General features: G+C 32.7%; 22 protein-coding genes and 1 pseudogene. 10 read left to right on the top strand and 13 right to left on the bottom strand.

The features are described from left to right. Positions 1-77 precede the first annotated feature (77 nt). The 6 genes from ACRPLY_RS04700 to ACRPLY_RS04725 form a co-directional block, all read right to left on the bottom strand. Entirely contained in the window at positions 78-557 is a 480-nt protein-coding gene (locus ACRPLY_RS04700) for a site-2 protease family protein (protein WP_165635793.1), read from the bottom strand. 328 nt (positions 558-885) lie between these two features. Beyond that, positions 886-1,461: an MEDS domain-containing protein gene (locus tag ACRPLY_RS04705; RefSeq protein WP_081356431.1), complete on the bottom strand. Its 576-nt coding sequence runs from the start codon at positions 1,459-1,461 to the stop codon at positions 886-888. A gap of 609 nt (positions 1,462-2,070) precedes the next feature. Next, positions 2,071-2,505, bottom strand: a complete 435-nt coding sequence (locus ACRPLY_RS04710; RefSeq protein WP_028413785.1) for a hypothetical protein — start codon at positions 2,503-2,505, stop codon at positions 2,071-2,073. A gap of 202 nt (positions 2,506-2,707) precedes the next feature. Continuing rightward, entirely contained in the window at positions 2,708-3,367 is a 660-nt protein-coding gene (locus ACRPLY_RS04715; RefSeq protein ID WP_432231615.1) for a DUF3885 domain-containing protein, read from the bottom strand. A 216-nt stretch (positions 3,368-3,583) separates the two neighbouring features. Further along, positions 3,584-4,294: a type II CAAX endopeptidase family protein gene (locus ACRPLY_RS04720; RefSeq protein WP_221817149.1), complete on the bottom strand. Its 711-nt coding sequence runs from the start codon at positions 4,292-4,294 to the stop codon at positions 3,584-3,586. Between the two features lie 512 nt (positions 4,295-4,806). After that, positions 4,807-5,064: a hypothetical protein gene (locus tag ACRPLY_RS04725; RefSeq protein WP_028413788.1), complete on the bottom strand. Its 258-nt coding sequence runs from the start codon at positions 5,062-5,064 to the stop codon at positions 4,807-4,809. Between the two features lie 179 nt (positions 5,065-5,243). On the opposite strand from ACRPLY_RS04725, the pseudogene ACRPLY_RS04730 reads away from it, so the two are divergent. Next, positions 5,244-5,649 (top strand): annotated as a pseudogene (locus tag ACRPLY_RS04730) (DinB family protein); the annotation flags it as partial. A gap of 309 nt (positions 5,650-5,958) precedes the next feature. On the opposite strand, the gene ACRPLY_RS04735 reads toward ACRPLY_RS04730, so the two are convergent. Then, complete coding sequence (locus ACRPLY_RS04735; protein WP_432231616.1) at positions 5,959-6,402, bottom strand: hypothetical protein; 444 nt, start codon at positions 6,400-6,402, stop codon at positions 5,959-5,961. Positions 6,403-6,587: 185 nt separating this feature from the next. Between ACRPLY_RS04735 and ACRPLY_RS04740 the strand changes: the two genes are divergently transcribed. Both ACRPLY_RS04740 and ACRPLY_RS04745 read left to right on the top strand, forming a co-directional pair. Beyond that, entirely contained in the window at positions 6,588-7,313 is a 726-nt protein-coding gene (locus ACRPLY_RS04740) for a hypothetical protein (protein WP_301858748.1), read from the top strand. A gap of 452 nt (positions 7,314-7,765) precedes the next feature. Next, positions 7,766-8,701, top strand: a complete 936-nt coding sequence (locus ACRPLY_RS04745; protein ID WP_098999922.1) for a cation diffusion facilitator family transporter — start codon at positions 7,766-7,768, stop codon at positions 8,699-8,701. 333 nt (positions 8,702-9,034) lie between these two features. Here ACRPLY_RS04745 and ACRPLY_RS04750 read toward each other — a convergent pair whose 3' ends face one another. Further along, positions 9,035-9,184 (bottom strand): hypothetical protein, encoded by a 150-nt coding sequence (locus ACRPLY_RS04750; RefSeq protein ID WP_155017187.1) that lies wholly within the window; start codon positions 9,182-9,184, stop codon positions 9,035-9,037. 316 nt (positions 9,185-9,500) lie between these two features. Here ACRPLY_RS04750 and ACRPLY_RS04755 point away from each other — a divergent pair, with 316 nt between their 5' ends. Next, positions 9,501-9,710, top strand: coding sequence for a VanZ family protein (locus ACRPLY_RS04755; protein WP_432231687.1), 210 nt, complete (start codon positions 9,501-9,503; stop codon positions 9,708-9,710). 620 nt (positions 9,711-10,330) lie between these two features. Here ACRPLY_RS04755 and ACRPLY_RS04760 read toward each other — a convergent pair. Then, positions 10,331-10,834, bottom strand: a complete 504-nt coding sequence (locus ACRPLY_RS04760; RefSeq protein ID WP_028413792.1) for a DinB family protein — start codon at positions 10,832-10,834, stop codon at positions 10,331-10,333. 284 nt (positions 10,835-11,118) lie between these two features. Here ACRPLY_RS04760 and ACRPLY_RS04765 point away from each other — a divergent pair, with 284 nt between their 5' ends. Together ACRPLY_RS04765 and ACRPLY_RS04770 are read left to right on the top strand one after the other, a co-directional pair. Further along, entirely contained in the window at positions 11,119-11,571 is a 453-nt protein-coding gene (locus tag ACRPLY_RS04765; protein WP_165635788.1) for a VOC family protein, read from the top strand. A gap of 203 nt (positions 11,572-11,774) precedes the next feature. Continuing rightward, positions 11,775-12,248: a hypothetical protein gene (locus ACRPLY_RS04770; protein ID WP_028413794.1), complete on the top strand. Its 474-nt coding sequence runs from the start codon at positions 11,775-11,777 to the stop codon at positions 12,246-12,248. 352 nt (positions 12,249-12,600) lie between these two features. Here ACRPLY_RS04770 and recA read toward each other — a convergent pair whose 3' ends face one another. Beyond that, complete coding sequence (recA, locus tag ACRPLY_RS04775; protein WP_028413795.1) at positions 12,601-13,638, bottom strand: recombinase RecA; 1,038 nt, start codon at positions 13,636-13,638, stop codon at positions 12,601-12,603. Positions 13,639-14,150: 512 nt separating this feature from the next. On the opposite strand from recA, the gene ACRPLY_RS04780 reads away from it, so the two are divergent. After that, positions 14,151-14,501 carry an ASCH domain-containing protein gene (locus ACRPLY_RS04780; protein ID WP_432231617.1) on the top strand — a complete coding sequence of 117 codons (351 nt, stop codon included), beginning with the start codon at positions 14,151-14,153 and terminating at the stop codon, positions 14,499-14,501. A 12-nt stretch (positions 14,502-14,513) separates the two neighbouring features. Beyond that, the gene (locus tag ACRPLY_RS04785; RefSeq protein ID WP_432231618.1) at positions 14,514-14,954 is read left to right on the top strand and encodes a hypothetical protein; all 441 of its coding nucleotides are present in this window, start codon (positions 14,514-14,516) and stop codon (positions 14,952-14,954) included. Between the two features lie 267 nt (positions 14,955-15,221). Here the strand turns inward: ACRPLY_RS04785 and ACRPLY_RS04790 are convergent, their stop codons facing one another. From ACRPLY_RS04790 to ACRPLY_RS04800, 3 genes are all read right to left on the bottom strand, one after another. Next, the gene (locus tag ACRPLY_RS04790) at positions 15,222-16,454 is read right to left on the bottom strand and encodes an MFS transporter (protein ID WP_432231619.1); all 1,233 of its coding nucleotides are present in this window, start codon (positions 16,452-16,454) and stop codon (positions 15,222-15,224) included. Between the two features lie 20 nt (positions 16,455-16,474). Next, a complete protein-coding gene (locus ACRPLY_RS04795; RefSeq protein ID WP_432231620.1) occupies positions 16,475-17,581 on the bottom strand; it encodes a HesA/MoeB/ThiF family protein in 1,107 nt (368 codons plus the stop codon). 332 nt (positions 17,582-17,913) lie between these two features. Beyond that, positions 17,914-18,825: a DNA-3-methyladenine glycosylase family protein gene (locus tag ACRPLY_RS04800; RefSeq protein ID WP_432231621.1), complete on the bottom strand. Its 912-nt coding sequence runs from the start codon at positions 18,823-18,825 to the stop codon at positions 17,914-17,916. A gap of 160 nt (positions 18,826-18,985) precedes the next feature. Here ACRPLY_RS04800 and ACRPLY_RS04805 point away from each other — a divergent pair, with 160 nt between their 5' ends. Together ACRPLY_RS04805 and ACRPLY_RS04810 are read left to right on the top strand one after the other, a co-directional pair. Further along, entirely contained in the window at positions 18,986-19,462 is a 477-nt protein-coding gene (locus ACRPLY_RS04805; protein ID WP_033578639.1) for a DinB family protein, read from the top strand. Positions 19,463-19,558: 96 nt separating this feature from the next. After that, positions 19,559-20,404 carry an isocitrate lyase/PEP mutase family protein gene (locus tag ACRPLY_RS04810; RefSeq protein ID WP_432231622.1) on the top strand — a complete coding sequence of 282 codons (846 nt, stop codon included), beginning with the start codon at positions 19,559-19,561 and terminating at the stop codon, positions 20,402-20,404. The last annotated feature ends 407 nt before the right edge of the window (positions 20,405-20,811 follow it).

Below are 20,811 nucleotides of genomic sequence, written 5' to 3' on the forward strand. Positions count from 1 at the left end.
GACTTGATTACTAATCAGTATCTATTTTAGTACCGTTGCCGCGTTAATACACGTTGTGGCTAGCCACTTTTCCTTTGTTAATCCGGATTACACGTTATCTTTCCATATCTCAATGCATCATAGATAGCTCTCCCATCACTTAAACTCGTTTCTGAATATTCAAAGGGTAAGAGCGAGAAAACAATATAATAAATAGAGAAATAAACAAATTGGTAAGAAAAGAGATTCTTTGAGAGAATACCCAACATAATTAAACCATACACAAGAAGGATAGACGCTACATTAGCTATGGTACCTCCAGCATAAACACAAGCATGAGTAAAACGGTTATCATACTTTAATTTTTCGTAAATACAAAAGGAGTGCAAAAAATAAATAGATTTTATTTTAATTTTCTTCCACCTAAAAATCGTTTTCCCTTGTCCAATGGTAAAATCGACCTTTCCTCCTAAAATAATAGCCATAAGTGAGTGCCCTAGTTGGTGAATAACAGACACAATTGGAATGACAATCAAAAAAGAAAATAATAATTTTGGCATATCACTCCATCCAAACATACCTGTCTCCCTTTCCTCCTAAAATAATCTTACATTTGATATTCCACATTTTCGCTTATCAAAACCGGTAATTTTATGAGGGCTGTATAAGAGAATGATGCTTTTCTATGCTTTGTATTTATGATTTCCATTAGGTTAACTAAATAATGAAACCGGACTTTCTTTACAATAAAAAGAGCTACCTCGAAATAGAAAAACTAACCTGAAGAGACATAAGAATACGAGGAAAGAGCTTATAGTGGTAAATAAACTGAATGGATGAAAAGGAGCCATTGATTTCTTTAAAAATAAAAAACGCTTAGTATGATTGCTTAAGCGTTTTTTATCTTTATTCCAATTCAGTTAATGGCCGATATTGTTTAGAAGTAATTAAATCACCCTCAATAAGAACATAAGGATGTGTTTCCATCAGAATAGTTTTGAGATACTCTGGCATCCTCTCTCCTTTGTATGCACAAATTAATGGGAATGAGAGTTTATTCACCGCGCTATCCACTATTTTTTCAAAATCTTCGATTAGATGTAAAGGATCTTCCATTGTGCTCCATTCTACATGTGCCCATGATCTGAAAGAAATTCTATTTTCTAAGTAGGGCTGAACGCTCTTATTAAAATAATTAAGAATGGCAGGAGGATGATAACTACCACTTGAATAATAGAAATCAAAGTTGTTTATACGATGTATCATTTTCATTTGATCTGTAGTCAATAGTATTTTCAAATGGTCATGAATAAAAGGATAAAAACGGTCATTTTCAATAAGAAGAATGCAATCTCCAGCAAAAATCCCCTCTTGGATATAACTTACAACTTGTCGTATATAATTTTCTTGCTGGTCGTAGGAATACAGTATATGAATACTCTTTTGTTCTGCAAACAACTGATTCATTTTACTTTTCAACACATAATCCCTTCTTTCTTCTCGCTCTCTCATTATACTAGGATTATGTAAACAAAATATAGTGGTAACTTATTGAATTTTCAAACAAATAAATAAAACCACATACAGAAGGTGCGCTTTTTATACACTTTTCTAAGCTCTGTCTCAAAGAGAAACCTTGTTAAATCAACGATGTATAAAAATATGCATAAAGTAAAAAACTCTTCTTCCTGCGACCCCTTTTCTATAGAAGTAACATCTAACGTATTTTATTAAAAATATCGTTAACTATTACACACATTGTAGAAAAAGGTCATATTTGTCGTCACTAAGTGTAAATAATAAAACTTTAATAATAACTAAAATACTTTAATGTTTACTTAACTAATAATAGAACGAAGATGAGGTTATTTTACACTCGGAGATTTAATCACAATATTTATTTTTAAAGCTATATGTATATGAATCTAAAAATCTGGTCAGACTAATAACGTATTCCCCCTATCCCAATAAATCCCTATCGCGATCATATAATTTTTAGATAGATGCCATATCTCGGGGAGGAGAACAATCGTTAAAAACATCATAAGGGTCATAACAGAAGTGGTGATGAGTAGATGTTTAAGTAACGTATTATCCGTTTTTATCATCATTTTCCCCGAATTGGTCTTTCCAGTCCCAATAACTATCATAAACCTCGTCATGTAGCATTAATTCACTATGTTCATCTTCCAATTCTTGTTCAGGTAATAAGTGCTTTGGTTTTATTTGAAGACCTAGCCAGACTCCATCGTTATCAATTTCAATGTCATTCGGATCTGAAACGCCATCTACTAAACACATAAAATCATGAAATAAGCCCATCATATTATCCTTAACTATCTTTTCAATTGCTTTTATTGATGCTGGCGATAAATTTTCGCTACTTAAACTTAGGGCTTCTTCATCTGTTAAGTTTAGTTCCTGCCAAACGAGTTCTTTATTAATATTAGTTAGTTGGTTACCCATTTGCGAATATTCATGTATAAGTTTCTGCATTTCCATCAACATAGCTTTTCTTGAATCCATCGTTATATCTCCATTCTTTTCTTCTTAGTGAAAATTTAATCCCAGTAGTTATAAAGAACTTCCCCTACAGTAATTGGTTTCCGATATGCTATTTGTGCTAATTCTGCATGGTTTAGTTGGTTGTCATTTTTTATTAGAACAGATCCTTTTTTACGCATATATAGTAACCTTTCGTTCAGTGACTCTGCATTTAATAATGTTTTTATTTAAATAAAAGATCTATTTCTTCCCGGTCATAATCTAAAATCCAATGATTATATTCTTCATAAAGAAACTTTATAGATTCTTTATTAGAGGCTAATACATCACAACCTCGATCATCATACAAATGAAAAATGATTTCTTTGGAAAGATTAACAAAATAAATATCATAACCACTTTGTGGGTTGTTTTTAAGTATGCTAGATGGATGATCAAAGTCTTCATAACAAATAGCTTTTAAGAGTTGTACATATTTTAGTTCTGGTTTCTTACAAGAAAGTGCAAATCGATGAGTGACAGATTGATTATCTGCCTCATCAAATACACTAGGTAAAGGATGATGACTTAATTGATATAGCTTTTCCTTATTTTTTATGTATTTTAAATATACGTTTAAAGGTCTTTTTTGGAGGAAGATATCTTTTTTTATGGAGTGTACATCCGTAACAAGAAGAATCTCATCTTCTTCTTCAAATACTGCTTCAAATAATCGGATTGAACGATAAAATGCTTGCTCTAAATGTTCCTTCTTATAATAAGGTATCAAAGGATCCGATATTTCAAAACGAATGCTATTTTTCCATAAATAAAATAGAGAAGGGCCTAATATTAGTCCTTCAAAATGTTTTTCTAAAAATGAGTGTAGAATATCATGGTTCATATATTTTTCTCCGTGGTTTTTGATTTTATTTTAACATTTTTCTAAGTGAATTCTTTATATACGATATAAAAAGCTCTCTTTATAAATTCTGTTCTCAGAACACATTAAAAAGGAAATTTTATGAAACTTCAATACTCAATTTAAAGGTAGAAATGAATAGTAATAAAAAAAACACCTGAATAATAGTTTATTCAAGTATCTCTTGATAATAGTGATTTAATTTTCTTTAATTACACTTGAAGGGCTCTTTTTATTAGGCAAAAAGACAAACTTCGAATCAATAATGAAATGTAGTGCGATAGGAACCCACAAAGAGCCTGTCCCCACAAGAAGAAAAAACATAATGCCACCTAAATAGGAAGTGAATAGTACCCCTTTCCAGCCTTGGTAGAGGTGAACAATTCCAAATAACAGACTTGAAATAATTCCAATTGCAACGGTAGATAAATGAAAAGGGAGGTGGTCGAAATAATGAAACATTGCGCCACGAAAAATAATCTCTTCGCAAACTCCTGCTGTAACTGCTATCAAAAGAAAAAACAGCCTTTCCTTGAAGTTTGATGGCAACAGGAATTGAATACTCTCATCACTTAATCCTTCGGAAATTTTCTCTCTAGCATTTTTGGAAAAGGAAATCATAAAAACAATCATTATAATACTAATTCCTGCCCCCACTCCCGCAGACAGTAAAAAATCTTTATCTAAAGAAAATAAAGGTTTTTTAATAGAAAATAAGTTGTTAAACGTGTGTTTAGTCAAAAACCAATAGACTAGAAATATGATGACCAATATCCATTGAGTAATAACAATTTCCCCGTACATTCTCCATTTGTTTAGTTGATTACTTTTTATTTTCTTTAAATAAAAATAGTCCCATACTGGATACCCTACAATAATTAATAGTAAAAACAGAGTAAGAAATATCATGTTTATCACCTCTTAGTTGTTAAATATTTTCAAACCCATTTTATTATAACATTGTGATTTTTAGTAATTAGAATAAATTATGTTTTATTTTCTAATTGTAAACAATTAATACTGTAACCATTTTTGTATTGAATATTAACAGAAGACAGGTGTTAACACTGAGACAACTGTCTAGGGTTCCTATTTAATGAGAAAAAGAAGCTCCTCCCTCTCCCAAAAGGTAGGTTTTCAACCTAAAGAACTTCTCTCCAGTTTATGTTTTTATATCATATCCATTAATTGTTTTTTATCGATGTGGCTAAATTATAACGGTACAATAAGTTGGGTTGTTAATATGATGTTACTATTACTCGCTGCTTACTTTACAAAGTATTTAAAAGTAAATAAAAATAAAAATACATAAGATATTTGATTTGTAATTAATATAATGAACTTTATTGGTAGTGAAGCTAAATATTAATGACCACATCTGTGATTAGATATGGCCATTATTTATACATAAAAACTATCGATTATGAGTTTATTCTGTTTATGATTGTCGCCCTGTTTGTAGTGAAAAGTATGTAATTTTGCTTCTTAGTTTTAATGAATATTCGATCAGTTGTTCCATATGGAGGACCTATACGGATTGCATCAACTTCTTTACCTCCATACGTATCGTCTTCCGTAATCTCAATAATATCTTCTAGTGCAATATTAAATTTAGCAAGTTGCCATTTTATGATTAATTCTTTTTCTGTTTTCTTAACGTCAATTCCCACTGTAAACATATAAACATCCCCTTTTTCCTTATAATTACATTTTAACACACTATAAGAGAAGATAAATTAATGAATACAATATGCCGAGTTAATTAACATAAAACCTATTATAAGGACCATAAACATTTGAAATAATTAGATGTTTCTCTTTTTAATTTAGTAAAATTATCTAAGAAGATACAAAGGGGGAAGCAATTCCTCAAACTGAATTGGATTGGAAGCCAGATAAAGAAGCTATGACATGCATAGAGATGGTTCGACATGTCTTAGAGTCAGAATACTATTATCATCTAGCTATTAAAAATAGGGGTATCTTAAAAGAATTTGACTCTCCTTTTGAAAAAAAAACCATTGATTTGTGTAAAAAGTGAATTGGAATTTGCAGACATATACCATCAACAATTTCTAGAGATGATAAGTACCTTTTCAGATGAGGATTTAACATGTATTCAAATAGATCGTTCAGATGTAGGCTATATTCGTTCTTTAGGTGATATGTTATTGCGTATAGGTTATCATGAGTTCGTACACGCAGGACAACTCTTACAGTATTTAAGAACAATGGGAGTTGATCGTCCTAAAGTCTGGGATTAAACAAGTTAAGCGCTTATGTATATCACATATACAAACCCAGTTAACATAATCAGCATTTCAGATTCTAACTGTTCCATTAGAATCTCAACTCTGAGATATATAGTAAACTTTTCACTCTACACCACTTGAAGATATTATAAAGTGTCTTGCTGTCGATAAAAAAGTTCCAATTAATTTGACATTATCCAGTCCCTAGAAACCTAACACGTTTTCTTTTTCAGGTTTCCATCCAATATGCCATATTCGTTTTGAGCAATTCTTTCACTTTCTGCATAGCTTATAGATTACAATAAGCAACATCGATTCCCATTAAGTGCCCAAAATAGTGATGTATGATTGTGTTTGACATACCTTTGTTATCCACACTGTAAATTCTTTGATCATGTTAATTAACTCACGAATGTACTTGTTTTTGTGATGATCAAACTGTTTGTGCGTTTCCTCCACTTTGCTAAAATCAATCCATTTCTTTAGTTTAATCATAGGCGGGTTGGTGCTCAAAAAACACGCGAGTTCTTGTAGCTGATTACTGATCCTCAGCCATGTTTCTGCTTTGATTTCTGTCACTTGGGTAGGTTGATACTGTGGCACATACTTGCAAATCGTGGTGTAGAAATAAGCAAAAGCTTCATCAGCAAAATAGACCGATTCTTTATTCCAATACTTTGCATTATACTCACCTGGCTTCACTTCTATATAATAAGCATTTTCCACCTTATCCACATCTGTTATCATTTCAAAAGGAAATTCCATAGTAACACCTCTTCTTTAGATAACGTTAGTATGTCCGTTTTTATTAGTGATTCACCTAAAAATCACTCCAAAGTTAATATCACGTACTTTTATTTTTTTAACCATTTATAAAACATAGGTATGATTGCCCTTCCTTTGAATAGGTTAGTTGTAAAAAAACATATAGCCGAAAGGAAGTAGCAATTATGCATATAGAAATAAATACCTTATTTACTTTAGGTTCTTTAATGGGTTTATTAGTAGGTGGAGGACTTCTTAAATTAGTTAGTCACCTGTCACGAGGTAGAATTCAGTTTATGTATGCGATATGTGGAGGAATCTTATTAGGGTTGTTATTTTTTGATATCCTTCCTTCCACATGGCATCTGTATGATTTAACAGGCGTTCTATTAGGCATCGTAGCAGGATATATCGTTATGCTATGCATTGACCTCTTTTTGCATAAAACAAATAGTGCAATTTCACCTTTGCAGTCACTTATTTTATTAACGGCTGCAATCTTCTTTCATAATATTATCACAGGTATTACCTTTGGGATAACAGATCTACATCAGTCAGCTTCCGTATTTGTAGCTACCCTCTTACACCAAATTCCAGAGGGGATGGCCCTAATGACCGTTCTCTCCATAGCAAAAATACCTAACGTCTTCTTTTTATTCATTATAGTCCTTCTATCACTATCTTTGGGAGGGAGTTTATTACTTGGAGAAAGTGTACAAGCTTCCTCGCTTAAAATACAAGCCTTATCGACTGGAGGAGCAATTGGTACCCTATCTTTTGTTATTTTTCATGAAATAATAGGAAAGGCTATTAGTCACTTCAGAAACCTACATGTATGGCTATTAATATCGCTAGGAGTACTAATTATTTATATTTATCACTATTCCCTTTCACTATTTCATAGTCATTAAACTTATATAGAAAATTTTAGAGATTTTAATTTATAAGGTCTCTTTTTTATTCTTATAAGATTAATCATATTACATAAGAAATTCAAAAGTCGTGATCCAATTTTTTTCTGATTTGTTAAAAAGAAGTATGAAATTGATTTGGAAACAGCTTTTGAATGACATAAATGATTTTTGATGAAGTTGAAAATACTAAAACAGATGCTCAAATTAAATCTTCAAATGATGAAGCTTCTGTTAGGGTTTCCCAGAACTTAAAAGCACCATCCCATCATAAAAGAATTAACATTCTATATCTACTGTCTTAAAAGGAATCTTTAGTATATAAGGCTTTCGGGGATTTAAAGATCCACCCATTGAGTTTTTTGAATAAACTACTTTTAGTGAAATCCAGAACAAGAGAAATAACGGTTTTTCAAACAATGATCATGTTTTTGCAGCAAGGAGAGATTTTTATGGGAAACAACCACAATCACGACCACGGAGATGTATTTCACTCCCATGCTCCGATTGGGAAAATGAAATTAGCATTTTTTCTTACTTTAATTATCCTGGTAGTCGAATTAATTGGAGGATTCATTTCACACAGCTTAGCCCTACTTTCTGATGCTGGACATGTACTTACAGATATTGCAGCCATAGGGCTATCGTGGTTTGCTATGCACCAAGCCCAAAAGCCAGCTTCGGAAAATTTCACTTACGGGTATCACCGTTCAGGGATACTAGCTGCTTTTATTAATGCCATGACGTTAATTGTTATTGCTGTTGTCATACTATACGAAGCGATTGATCGCTTTAAGGATCCCCAACCAGTGGGAAGTACATGGATGTTTATTAGTGCATCTGTTGGTTTAGCCATGAACCTTTACTTAGGTCTTGGCTTAAGGAAGGAAGACAACATCAATGTGAAAAGCGCCGTACTTCATATGATTGGGGACGCAATGGCTTCGGCAGGAGTTATTATCGGAGGACTTATTATCCTATTCACTGGCTGGAATATCGTAGATCCAATCCTAAGTGTTCTTATTGCATTCTTAATTGCTTTGGGCGCATGGAAAATTGTAAAGCAGACAATAGAAATTTTAATGGAAGGTACACCGAAAGGAATCTCTTTAGAAAAAGTAATGGAAACAATTCATGCAGTTAAAGGTGTACTAAATGTCCACGATTTACATGTTTGGAGTATAACTAGTGGGAAAAATGCATTATCCTGTCATGTGGTGTTAAATAATCAAATAAGTTTCCTGGAAAGTCAGGTCATATTAAGAGAAATTGAATCCAAACTTCAACATCAAGAAATTGAGCATGCAACTATCCAGTTAGAAAACGAAGAGCACCCTCATGATGAGTCAGCTATTTGCTCTACCACCAAACGTGAAGGTCATCACTAATACAACTTGGTGTTTTTATATGTGTAAACCCTGAAGAATATTGCTGTCGATAATAAACTAAATGTATAGGTCAACAGACAAAAAAATCATGACTCACTTTTACGAATTATTATTTCCCAGATCTTTCTTACATTATGAATGAGTTTTTGTGTTTTAAAAAAGATATATTTTCACGAACAAAATATTCAAATCTATTGCAGAGTGTTAAAGAAATTATTATCGTTAATAAAATAAAAAGCCATCTAGTATTTGAAGTAAAGGTGGCTTTTTACTATAATATGCACGTCCAGACATACATACTATATCTTTTCATACAATCACATGTAAAAAAGACTATAAGAATTTAAAGAAAGTATTAATAATAAAAATCACACTTAAAAGTGCAATAAAAACAATCAATTCAATTGTTTCCTCACTATCTTTTATTTTATACTTTAAATCTCTATCTTTAAGCTGTATGTTTTTCTTATATCCTAATTCCATATGATTAATTCCTTCCCTTTATGTATTCGTTTTAATGGACATGTTTACTATTTGGCTTGTTTCCACATGTAAGTTAGCACCCTCTATACTGTGTTCTTATGCTAATGTATTCTCTACTTTAGCTGTTATATCATGAGCAGCGTCTACTCCCAAGATAGAATTTGCGAGAATGGAGATATCTACTACAGGACTCCATAATGTTTCCTCTCTTTTATCCTAACAAAGCAAGTTCAAGTGGGTCTACAGCAACCTTTTTGAAGGATTCTATAAAAATAAACCCCTATCAAGAAAGTTTCGTTAAGTAAAAAAAGTAACAATCTTAGATTTATCTGTTACATGTTTAATTGAATTTATTCAATATTTCATGGGACGTAGCTTAGATATAGACTATGTTCTACTTAATATGTTTGGAACAGTTATAAGTTATGTGGTTCTTTTAATAAATAAGCAAGCCAGTAAAATAAAAAAGGGCGACTATATAGATAGATGCCCTTTTTGTTCCAATAAGCTGGTTGATGGTAACTAAGTATATAATTTATAAAACAGAACAACCTCCTGTACAGTAGGTTGTTCTGTTGGGAATACGTTATTAGTCTGGCCAGATTTGTAGATTCATATACATATAACTTTAAAAATAAACATTGTGATGACTCTGTTTTTAAAAAGCAACCTTACTTAAGTTTTTTTAGTTAAGTAATTGATAAAGTATTTTATTTATTATTTATTTTTTACTATTTACACTTAGTGACGACAAAATAGTTCTTTTTCTACAAAATTTCCCAACTTGATATTACTAAATACCACTGAATTTAACGCTCATTCCGTTATCTAGATGAAATAAGAAGATACCTTTTCCTCAGAGTCCATTAGAAGAAATATTTTTTTTCATTAAAACCCTCCAACTTATATTTATGGATTTATTTCTCTGAAAAGACAACAACAATAATTTAGTGGATAGCGTAACAACGATGGTTGGTTAAATTTTTGTGATTCTAGCTGTGAACGTCTTCAGCAACACGTTCACCAATATCCAGCACACGCGAGATGTTTTGCACAATTTCAGGAAGCCCGATCACGGCCTCTTGGAACATCCAAATATAAGCTAGGACTGCAAATATGCTCTTCGTGAAATGATTTCTTAATTTATTATTTGAAAGGTTCTTTTTCAGGTAATCCCAATATGTCCGTATTTTTAGGTGTATGTCCTAATAGACGTAACATAACTACAATTTGTCCTTTATGATGTGATTCGTGAGTAATTGAATGGGTAAGCAATTGACGAGGTGTCTTTCTTACAAAACCACTGTTTGCTCTCCAAGCAAGTTCTTTTTCGATAGACTCATCAAATTTATCTGTGAATTGCTCCAATACTTTTTCTACATATCTATCAGCCTGTTGAAAATAATGCTGAATATCGTCTATTTTCATAGTATTAATTACTTCTTTTGTGAATAGTGGTGATGATGTTTCTGAAAGCACAAAAGAACCTAACCAAGCATGGTAGCAACCTGCCACATGAACTAGAGAATCTCTAATATTTTGAAAACCAAATGCAAACTCTTTCGTCAAGTCACCTTCACTCAATTCTCTACACTGCTCTAATAAAGTTTGTCGTGCTTGTTTTACCCATTCATATTCTAGCTTTTCCATAACAATCCCACCTCTCAGACATATAATGAAAAATTATTCTTTACTATACACTCTTTAGAATTATTATTACACCCATTTTTTCATTAATTAGTTAAGTAAATGATAAAGTACTTCGTGTATTAATGACAAATAGATCATTTTTCTACAAAGAATATAAAGTATACAACAAATATGGCCTAGTGACAGGATAGGAATGTTTTGTTTGAAAGGAATTTGTAACTTTTAAATAGAATGATTATGAAAATGGACAGATAATAAAATTTTACACATAAGGAGATAAAACTATGGAAAAAAACAACCTACTAAGAATGGACAATGTCAGCATCGTTGTAGAATCCCTTGATGACACAATTTCTTTCTTTAAGGAGATTGGCTTGAGTCTCGAAGGGCGGGCCACCGTCGAAGGTCAATGGGGTGGCCGCGTAACGGGATTGGGTTCTCAGCGTGTAGAGATTGCGATGATGGTCACCCCGGATGGTCACAGTCGGATTGAACTTTCGCGATTTCTCAGCCCACCTACTATATCAGATCACCGGAATGCTCCTGTAAACGCTCTCGGCTATCTACGCGTCATGTTCACTGTTGAAGACATTGACGAAATGGTGTCCAGACTTACTAGATATGGCGCTCAGCTCGTTGGCGAAGTGGTTCAGTACGAGGACTCGTATCGTCTCTGCTACATTCGTGGAGTAGAAGGACTTTTAATCGGTTTGGCAGAGCAACTCAGTAACAAATAAGTAAGTGACGTTTTATAAAAGTCTTTACTGAAATGTACGTTTAACCTATCTGAATCTTCAATAGATCGAGATTATTTTCAGGTTTTTTCAAACCTTTATTTTACTTTTTTGCCCCCTATATATACTTAATTATGGAATTTTTGTTTTAATATTCATAAAAAGGGTATTTGTTCTAAGAATCAACTAAAATAGGAGGAGATCAAATGAGAAGAGCGAAACAAGCTGTTGTAGCTTCTGCTGTAGGTTTAGCTATGTTAGCGACGCCATTAGCTCTACCGAATTTAGGAGGTTCTGCTGGCTCCGCAGAAGCTGCAGAAGTTGGAGGAGACGTAGCGATTGATCCAGTAGCCATAGGACAAGCGATTGCAGATGCGGCTAAAACTGCCGACAATCGAAGTGGTTTTGTTAAGGGAGCGATGGAAAAAGCTTTCTTTGAATCGGGTCAGCAGTATAATGTGATAGTAATGAATTTAAGTCAAGGTTATAATTCCGACCAGTTACAAGGTGTACAATATTTTGATACCGTAGATTATGATGGTATCACGTTCGGGGTCTGGATATTTGAAGAAGGAACGTTTATTAATGAAGGTGATGGAGGTTATGATAACTGGGCCTTTAGAGGTTGGTTTGAACGCACGGGGGACGATGAGAAAACGGTCAACTTCCATAGACCTTGATCTAATTAAACAGAACCCTATTTAATTAAATAGGGTTCTGTTTGTTTGCTATAAGAATTTTTCTGTTTAAAGAGATTGCAATAAAAAGTCTAGTATAGCGCTTTAGACAACAGTATCTCAATTAGAAATCTTGTTCCTTCCACAGTAGCCCAATTTTTTGTTTTCTCTGCAAAACCTTTTTCTAGATAACGTTCCGTTATTTTACGATCACTGTGGCCAAGCTCCTTTTGAATTAAGACAATATCAGCTCCCTGCTGGCTACTATAAATCGCATAAAATGACCAAAATAATGAAGTGAAATCAGTGAAATGGATGGGCTTGAAGCTGCCGGGAAAGGCATTTTAAGCTTTTATTAGCTTTCGTTTTCACTATCGCTATCGTTATCAATATCATTATCGTTGTCAGTATTACCATATTTAAAATCAATAATGTTTTTTCTAATTTCTTCTCTGATTTCAGGGTTTTCTTTTAAGAAAACCTTAGCGTTTTCTCGTCCCTGCCCTAAACGTTCCCCATTATAAGAAAACCAAGATCCAGACTTTTGAACAATATCTACTTCAGAACCAATATCTAAGATTTCTCCTTCTCTTGAGATACCTTCTCCATACATAATATCTACTTCAGCAATGCGGAAAGGAGGTGCCATCTTATTTTTGACTACTTTAATTCTTGTTTTGTTACCAACTATGTCATTTCCCAGTTTAAGTTGTTCAGCGCGGCGAACCTCAAGGCGAACGGAAGAATAGAATTTTAGCGCTCTTCCGCCTGGCGTTGTTTCAGGATTTCCAAACATAACGCCTACCTTCTCCCGGATTTGGTTGATGAAGATAGCAATGGTTTTAGACTTATTAATTGCTCCAGATAGTTTACGAAGGGCTTGAGACATCAAACGAGCTTGTAGACCTACGTGAGAATCTCCCATTTCTCCCTCAATTTCTTTTTGAGGAACTAATGCTGCTACTGAGTCAACAACAATAATATCTACAGCACCACTTCTAACTAATGCTTCAGCAATTTCAAGTGCCTGCTCACCAGTATCTGGTTGAGATAACAGTAACTCATCAATATCTACACCTAGTTTTCTTGCGTAAACTGGATCAAGTGCGTGTTCAGCATCAATAAAGGCAGCTCGACCTCCATTTTTTTGTACTTCTGCAATCGCATGTAAGGAAACTGTTGTTTTACCTGAGCTTTCGGGTCCGTACACTTCCATGATTCTTCCTTTTGGATAACCATTAATCCCAAGAGCGATATCTAAAGCTAATGAACCTGAGCTAGATGCCTCAACTTTTGTATGTGTGCCTTCCCCCATCTTAATAATTGATCCTGTACCGAATTGTTTTTCAATTTGTTTTAGAGCCATATCTAGTGCTGCTTGTTTATCATTCATAATTTAAAACCTCCGATTGTTAGTACGTTTACAGTAAACGACAATGTATGTGGATAAATAATAAGGATTGGCTCAAATGTTTTTGCTCCGTGCGAGAAAATTTTGTGTTTAACTGTCTTGGTTTATTCTGTTGTTCCTTTATTTATCTCTAAACCCTTAATATCGAACAAATGTTCCTGTTGTGTAATCATACAATAAACGCATCTAGTTGTAAAGGAGAAAGTTTTGTACAAACCAGCCAAAGAAATATCTTTTTTGTAAAAAGTAGGTTTATACCTTTAATACTTACAGTTATTGAAACTTCAATCTATAAAATAACCCTTATTATACGAACAAAGAATAATTCATTCTCTTATATACATTATGTTATGTACTTGGACTATCGAATAAGAAAAGGGATAAATTATAATAGATTTATTAGAGAAAATTTCCACCTAATAAATTCAAATGAAATTCGTCGTTAAAAATATGATACATTAAATACGAGACAAGATATGAAAGGAGTTTTTTTAATGAGTAACCATGAAGCACAAAATGAATTGCCACCAAAAACATGTACAATCGATCGACTTGTAACAATGCCGGATGATGTAAATAAAGTAATCAAAGGCAGCAAAACAGCAACTCGCCGAAATGGAAGATATGCTGATGTAGGAGAGATAATGGTTTTAGAAGATCAAAAATTTGTAGTGGAACGAGTTTATTCTCAATCACTAGGTGAATTAACCCATGAAAATGCTCGCCAGGAAGGCTATGCTACAGTAGAGGAATATAAACAATCTATTTTGTCTTATCATCCTGGGATGCCTTGGCTTCCGCAAATGAGGGTATGGGTGCATGAGTTCAGATTAGTTAACGATTGATAGGTAAAAGAAATGGATTTGTTGTACCGTATATTAGTATATATTCATGTTTCTAGTGTCATTTTATCGATTGGTCCTTTCTTTATTCTCTTGCCAATTGTTAAAAAATTACATAGTTCAAGAGAACAAGAAATGAATGCCTATTTGATCACATTTCAATCTGTTGTTAGGCTCGCAAAACATACGGGCCATGTTCTTGTTATCACAGGGATACTCCTCGTTATGTGTGGCCCATGGACGTGGACTACGCCGTGGATTATAATGACACTGATTTTCCTTTTTTGCTCCTTGTTCTTTCTGGCCCGTGCTTTTTCACCAACACTTCGAAAGTACAAGGAGGAAGGACAAAATGAAAAAGAACTGGCAACTAAACTAGAGCGATCTATTTGGATTTATATCATTCTATTAATGACTATGCTTTGGTTTATGGTCGGTAAGCCAACTTTTTGGTGACACCCATCCATTTGTCATCACTAAGAGTAAATAGTTAAACTGATTATTTTCATCAAATACTTTACGTTTTACTTAACATAACTCGTATTTTAGGTATGAAAAAAGATTTTTGCTTGTATATCAGATGCACATTTGGATTAAAAATAAAAAACCCCTATTAACCATATGTTAAAGGGGTTCTTACTTATTGTTTAAACTCCAAGTATGAAGTTCTTATAGAAGAATACACTAAATATCAATATGTTTCAAGTCAACCCGAGTAATTATCTACTTGTTGCTACTATTAATAGGTTGATCTATATGTTGGGTCTCAAATAGAGAGGTCTTAATGCCGATTAAAGACGCTACAATCGTTAGGATGCCTGCTGAAATAAAAATTAAAGAGACGCTAATATATTCAGCTGCAACACCTGCTAACATTCCACTAATCGGTAAAGCCAAAAAAGCTAACATACGAGTTGAACTAATTACTCTTCCCAATAAGGCTGATGGCACAATCTCTTGCCTAAGGGTAAACCAATTAATTGCTAATAATGTTACCGAACCGACAATTACAATTCTACAGACTATTAACAAAATAACTGCAGTGTTTGAAAAAGTAAGGATAGTTTGCCCTAAACCTATTATTACACCACAATAGATAATTATATTTCCCCGTGGTAATTTATTTAGTTTATTTGCAGCATAAATTGCTACAAATGACCCTAAGGTTTGTAGGGAAAATATTAAACCAATATACTGTGCCGATAAATGTAAATTATCTTTTAGATGAAACATAAATAAAGCTTCCATAGCACCATAACCCACATTGATTAAGAATATGAGAATAGTCCCTATCAAAATCTTTTTAGTATTTATAACGTATTTAACTCCTTCAGCTATTGAATTCATTATAGAACTATTAACTGGATTCTGGCTTTTATATTTCTTAGTTATTAAGCCAATGAATATTCCAGAAAGAAAATACGTAAAAAAATTAAAATATAATAAGTTATGAGTTCCAACCAAAGCAATTAAAATGCCTGCTATTGAAGGGCCTGCAAAGGTTGTAATTGTCTCTGATAACTTGAATAAAGAGTTACCCTGTATTAAATTTTCACCTTCTAAAATTTCTGGTATGACTGATTCAAAACTTGGATGATAAAATGCACTCACAGCTGATATTAAAAAAGCTACCACATATACAATCCATATATCTAACACGTTTATTGAAGCTGCAAGAGGTATGATAATAATTAAAATGGCTGATAAAATATCACCTATTAATAAAATGTATTTCTTACTTATACGATCAGCTAAGGCTCCGCCTAACAAACTAAACAATACTTGAGGCGTAATTTCTAAAACAAATGTTAATGCCATTAAACTTGGTGATTTAGTCAAATCATATACTAATAAAGGCAGTGCGATTTGAAAAAAAGACGTGCCCAACTTACTTGTTGTGGCACTTAAAAATAAGCATAAAAAATCTCTGTTCTTTAGTACTTCATAAGATTTCAACATTTACCCCCCCATCATAATTATTTACCTGCTGTTACAGGTGCGGAATGGCAAACTGGACAATCCTCTTTCTTATTCCACTCTGAAATAGGGTAAGTTTGATATGTAAGGAAATTTAATTCCATCATTTTCCCTAATGATGTTGGAGTTTGAATACCTGTTACCAACCCTAAAAATTCATTTACAATAGCACCAGCCAACATAGCTACATTAGGACTAATCGCAGCATTATTTCGTTGAAAACTTATCTGATGCATACTGTCAAGTTGCTTATTAACTATAACATCACTTTCAATTATGGTTTGTTTATGACACTCTACACACCCAGTTTTTCCTGGTAACATAGAATAAAATCTGCCCCTTGTGTTTAGGACTCCACCTGAAACTAACGGCTTTCCTAACTTCACTACTGCTTCATTTACCCAGTCCTGTATATGAAGGGTTGGTTTATCGGCTACACAAATTACATAATCACTACCTTCAATATGTGCCATTACATCTTCAGCACATTCTATACGCTTATTAGTAACGTTTAACTTAACATTAGGATTAAAACGCGATATTCTTTCCTTTGCTAATTCCGTTTTTAACTTATTAATATCTTTTTCAGAATATAACAACTGTCTATTAAAATTACTTAATTCCAAAGTATCAAAATCCAATGCATTAATGTTATGAAAACCTAATGCAGATAGATGATATAGTATTTGACTACCTAAACCTCCGATTCCGAGCAAAGCAACCTTTGTATTTATGATAGTTTCTTGCACATTGTACTTATTGTCCTCTAAAGACGTAAAAAGCGAAAAGTAATTAAGGTTTGCTTTGTATCTTTCGAGTTCATAATCTCCTATAGATTGAGGATTCAAAGAATTATCTTCTAAATATTTCTCTGTATCTAATGCCTTTATCCCTTCCAATACCTCATTTTCTTTTATGTTTGGATACTTTTCTTGGACTAAATGTATTATTTCTTCTATAGAATTTTTTCCGTTAATAAGAGAAATTAAATACTTAATACTTCCACTGGGATCTTCAATAACTCCTGCTACTCCATCTTCTTCACCAATATGGATTTCATCATTTATAAAAAATACAGGGATTGTCTCTTTGAACTTAGGTTTCATTTTCTACATTTCACTCCATTTCTCTTAATTATTGAAATAGGGAACTATCATATGATAGTTCCCTATATTTACAGACTTGAAGTTTAAACAATAAGTAAGTGGTTCACATAATGATAACGTTTTAGCCTGGAATACCGTTTAATACCGCAGCTTTATTAGTTGTTTTCTTAACTTTTACCTTCATAACTAACACCTCCATTTCTTAAAAGATATATTTATAATATTGCATTAAAAAGGCATTTTCAACAATTAAATCCAATTTTTATAATATTCAAACAAAAACAGGTAAATTATACTTTTTTTCGTTTATTTTAAACCGACAAATATTCCATTTATAATATTTTTTCTTGCATGTAAAACCAGCATAGATGAGTAATCCAGGTTTCCGCAGTTTTCCATTGAGTAGATATTTTTCTAACTTGTGATTCTGTTAATAATTCGTTATACTCATAAATCTCTCCTACTACTTTACGTATAATTAAATCTCCTGCGGGTAGAATGTCTTGACGTCCTATACCTCTCATTAGTATTGACTCTGCCGTCCATTTTCCTATACCTCTATGTTTCATTAAATAGCTACAACCCCCTTCACGATCTAATAAATATAAGCAACTTAAGTCTAGCTCTTCATCTATAATGGCTTTAGTTATTTCATGAATATATTCAGCTTTCCTTTGACTTAGCTTTAAGTCACGAAGTTGGTTTATATTTAACTTCATCACCTTGTGGGGGCATAAATCTGTATAATATTCACAGTTATTAATTATTATTTTAGCTCCTGTTTTTTCTAACAAACTCTTTTTAATCCTATGAGCAACTTTTGCACTAATTTGTTGACCGATGATTGCCCATATGATGGATTCGTAGACACTTCCTAATAAAACAGGTCTAAACCCTTCGTACATTTTTATTAATTTTCCTATCTTAGATTCATTAGCTATAGACTTTTGAGCTTTGTTTATATCTTGTTCCAGACAAAACATTGTGATAATTTTCTCCTTTACTAGTTGAACCTGATTATTCTTAACTTCTTCACCAATAACTTTAACTTCCAAGTACTTACTATCGATTCCTTCGTCCCTAACTAGTACTAGGTACGTTCTTCCCCCTATTATAAAAGCTCTACAATATGTGTTTTCAATAACCTTCTCGATTACAAAAGAGGGCGAGTTTTTTATGTACCTTAAAATTAAATCAAAATTATATATGCTTGGTTTATTAATTCTAATTATTTTTTGTCTCATAACTTCCTCCTAATTTTTAATAAATCTATATTAACAGGCTTTCTTAAAAAATTAATGATTAATCTAAATAAACAGATAATATTTATAAAACCATCCATATTTTTCATTGTAAGACTTTGGATATGTTATATTTGTAGTAAAACTAAAGGAGTGAGCGAAAATGGATGCAATGAGTTTTATTTTACTAAACTTTGAAGAAGTGAGACGTCGAAGTATAAAAGTATGGATGTCAATACCTCAAGATAGGTTAGACTGGCGCCCTGATCCAGAAGCAATGTCATGTAGGGAGATGATACATCATGTTCTTGAAGGAGAATACCTCTATCATCAAATGTTAGAAAAACCACTTAACCTTTCTCTAACAGAGGAGCATAATCCTTATAAGGCAGTAACATTTAGTTCTGTTGAAGAAGCATTAAAGTTTGCTCAACCATATAGGGAAAAATTTATAGAGTTTTTAGGCCTCCTTAATGAAAAGCAGCTAACAGAGATAAAGATAGACCGATCGGAGATGGGATATATTCGAGAGTTAGGAGATATGTTGTTACGAGTGGCTTATCATGAATCAGTACATACAGGACAACTTTTAGATTATTTAAGAACTGCAAAAGTTAAACGTCCTATAATATGGGATTAAGTTTCTGATTAATCTCCCGTTGTTTTATTTTTCTCTGCTCTAAAGAACGCTCATACAAAGCCATAAAGTTGTTTACTTAAAGGGGGAAGAACCATTGTGAATAATGAAAAGCAGTTACTTAAATTTCAGACGTTTCAACAACTTCACAAAAGACCCTATACTTTTGTATTGCCTAATGCTTGGGATGTTATCAGTGCTAAAATTTTTGAGAAAAATGGGTTTCCAGCTATTGCAACAACCAGTGCTGGCATAGCAATGTCTTTAGGATATAATGATGGTGAAAAAATCCCTTTTGAACAAATGTTAGAAGCTGTTAAGAGAATTATTAATTCCGTCAATATTCCTGTCAGTGTAGACCTAGAGTCTGGCTATGGCAGGTCTACTAATGAAGTGGTAGATAATACAAGACAAATTATTTTAGCAGGAGGAATTGGTATAAACCTAGAAGATGGGACGGGAGATTTAGATAGTCCTATTTTAGATGTTTCGTTGCAAGTAGAAAAAATATCTGAAATTAGATTACTATCCAAATCGCTAAAATCCCCATTATTTATTAATGCGCGCACTGATTTGTACTGGTTAAATACAGGAAATCCGGATCTAAGACTTCAAGAAGCCATCAATAGGGGAAAAGCATATCAAAAGGCTGGAGCAGATTGTATTTTTATTCCTGGACTATATGACATGGAATCCATTAAAAAAGTTCGACAAGAACTATCGTGTCCCATTAATCTTTTGTCTGGGCCAAACTTGCCTTCTATTAATACATTATCGCAAGTTGGTATTGAAAGATTAAGTACTGGATCCGCCCCTTTTAGAGCAACTGCTACATTATTACAAAGAATTACTGAAGATATCCTTTGTGATAATAATTTTCAACGATTAATGAATGATAATATGAGTTATGATGCGATAACAGAACTAATTGGGACTCCTGAATAGAATTTATCAAATTATATTTAGCTTTCCTTTATAGAACTGATAGGACTACTGAAATATACAGTAGTTCTTTTGCTGTTTGAACTATATTTAAACAGTTACCATAAAACGTTTTATAGATTGTTGATATAACAACTATTTTCTTTCAGGTGATTGAAGATATGATGTATAAAAAGCTCCTCTTTTATACATGTGCTCGTCATGGAAAAGATAGTCGTTATCGTATAAATATGTTATCATTTATCTAAAGTTATAGAGTTATCTCAAAAAGCAACCTCACTCGAATGCCATTAAAGACTGAGGTTGCTTTTTCTTTTTTAAATAAAATTAAAATAATTGTGTTAACTCAAAAGGTAAGTTAGTTGAATAAAATTATTAATTTACTATCTAAGTAGTAACCGCGTTTTTAT

The organism is Priestia sp. TGN 0903, assembly GCF_050846855.1.
GTDB classification, from domain to species: domain Bacteria; phylum Bacillota; class Bacilli; order Bacillales; family Bacillaceae_H; genus Priestia; species Priestia zanthoxyli.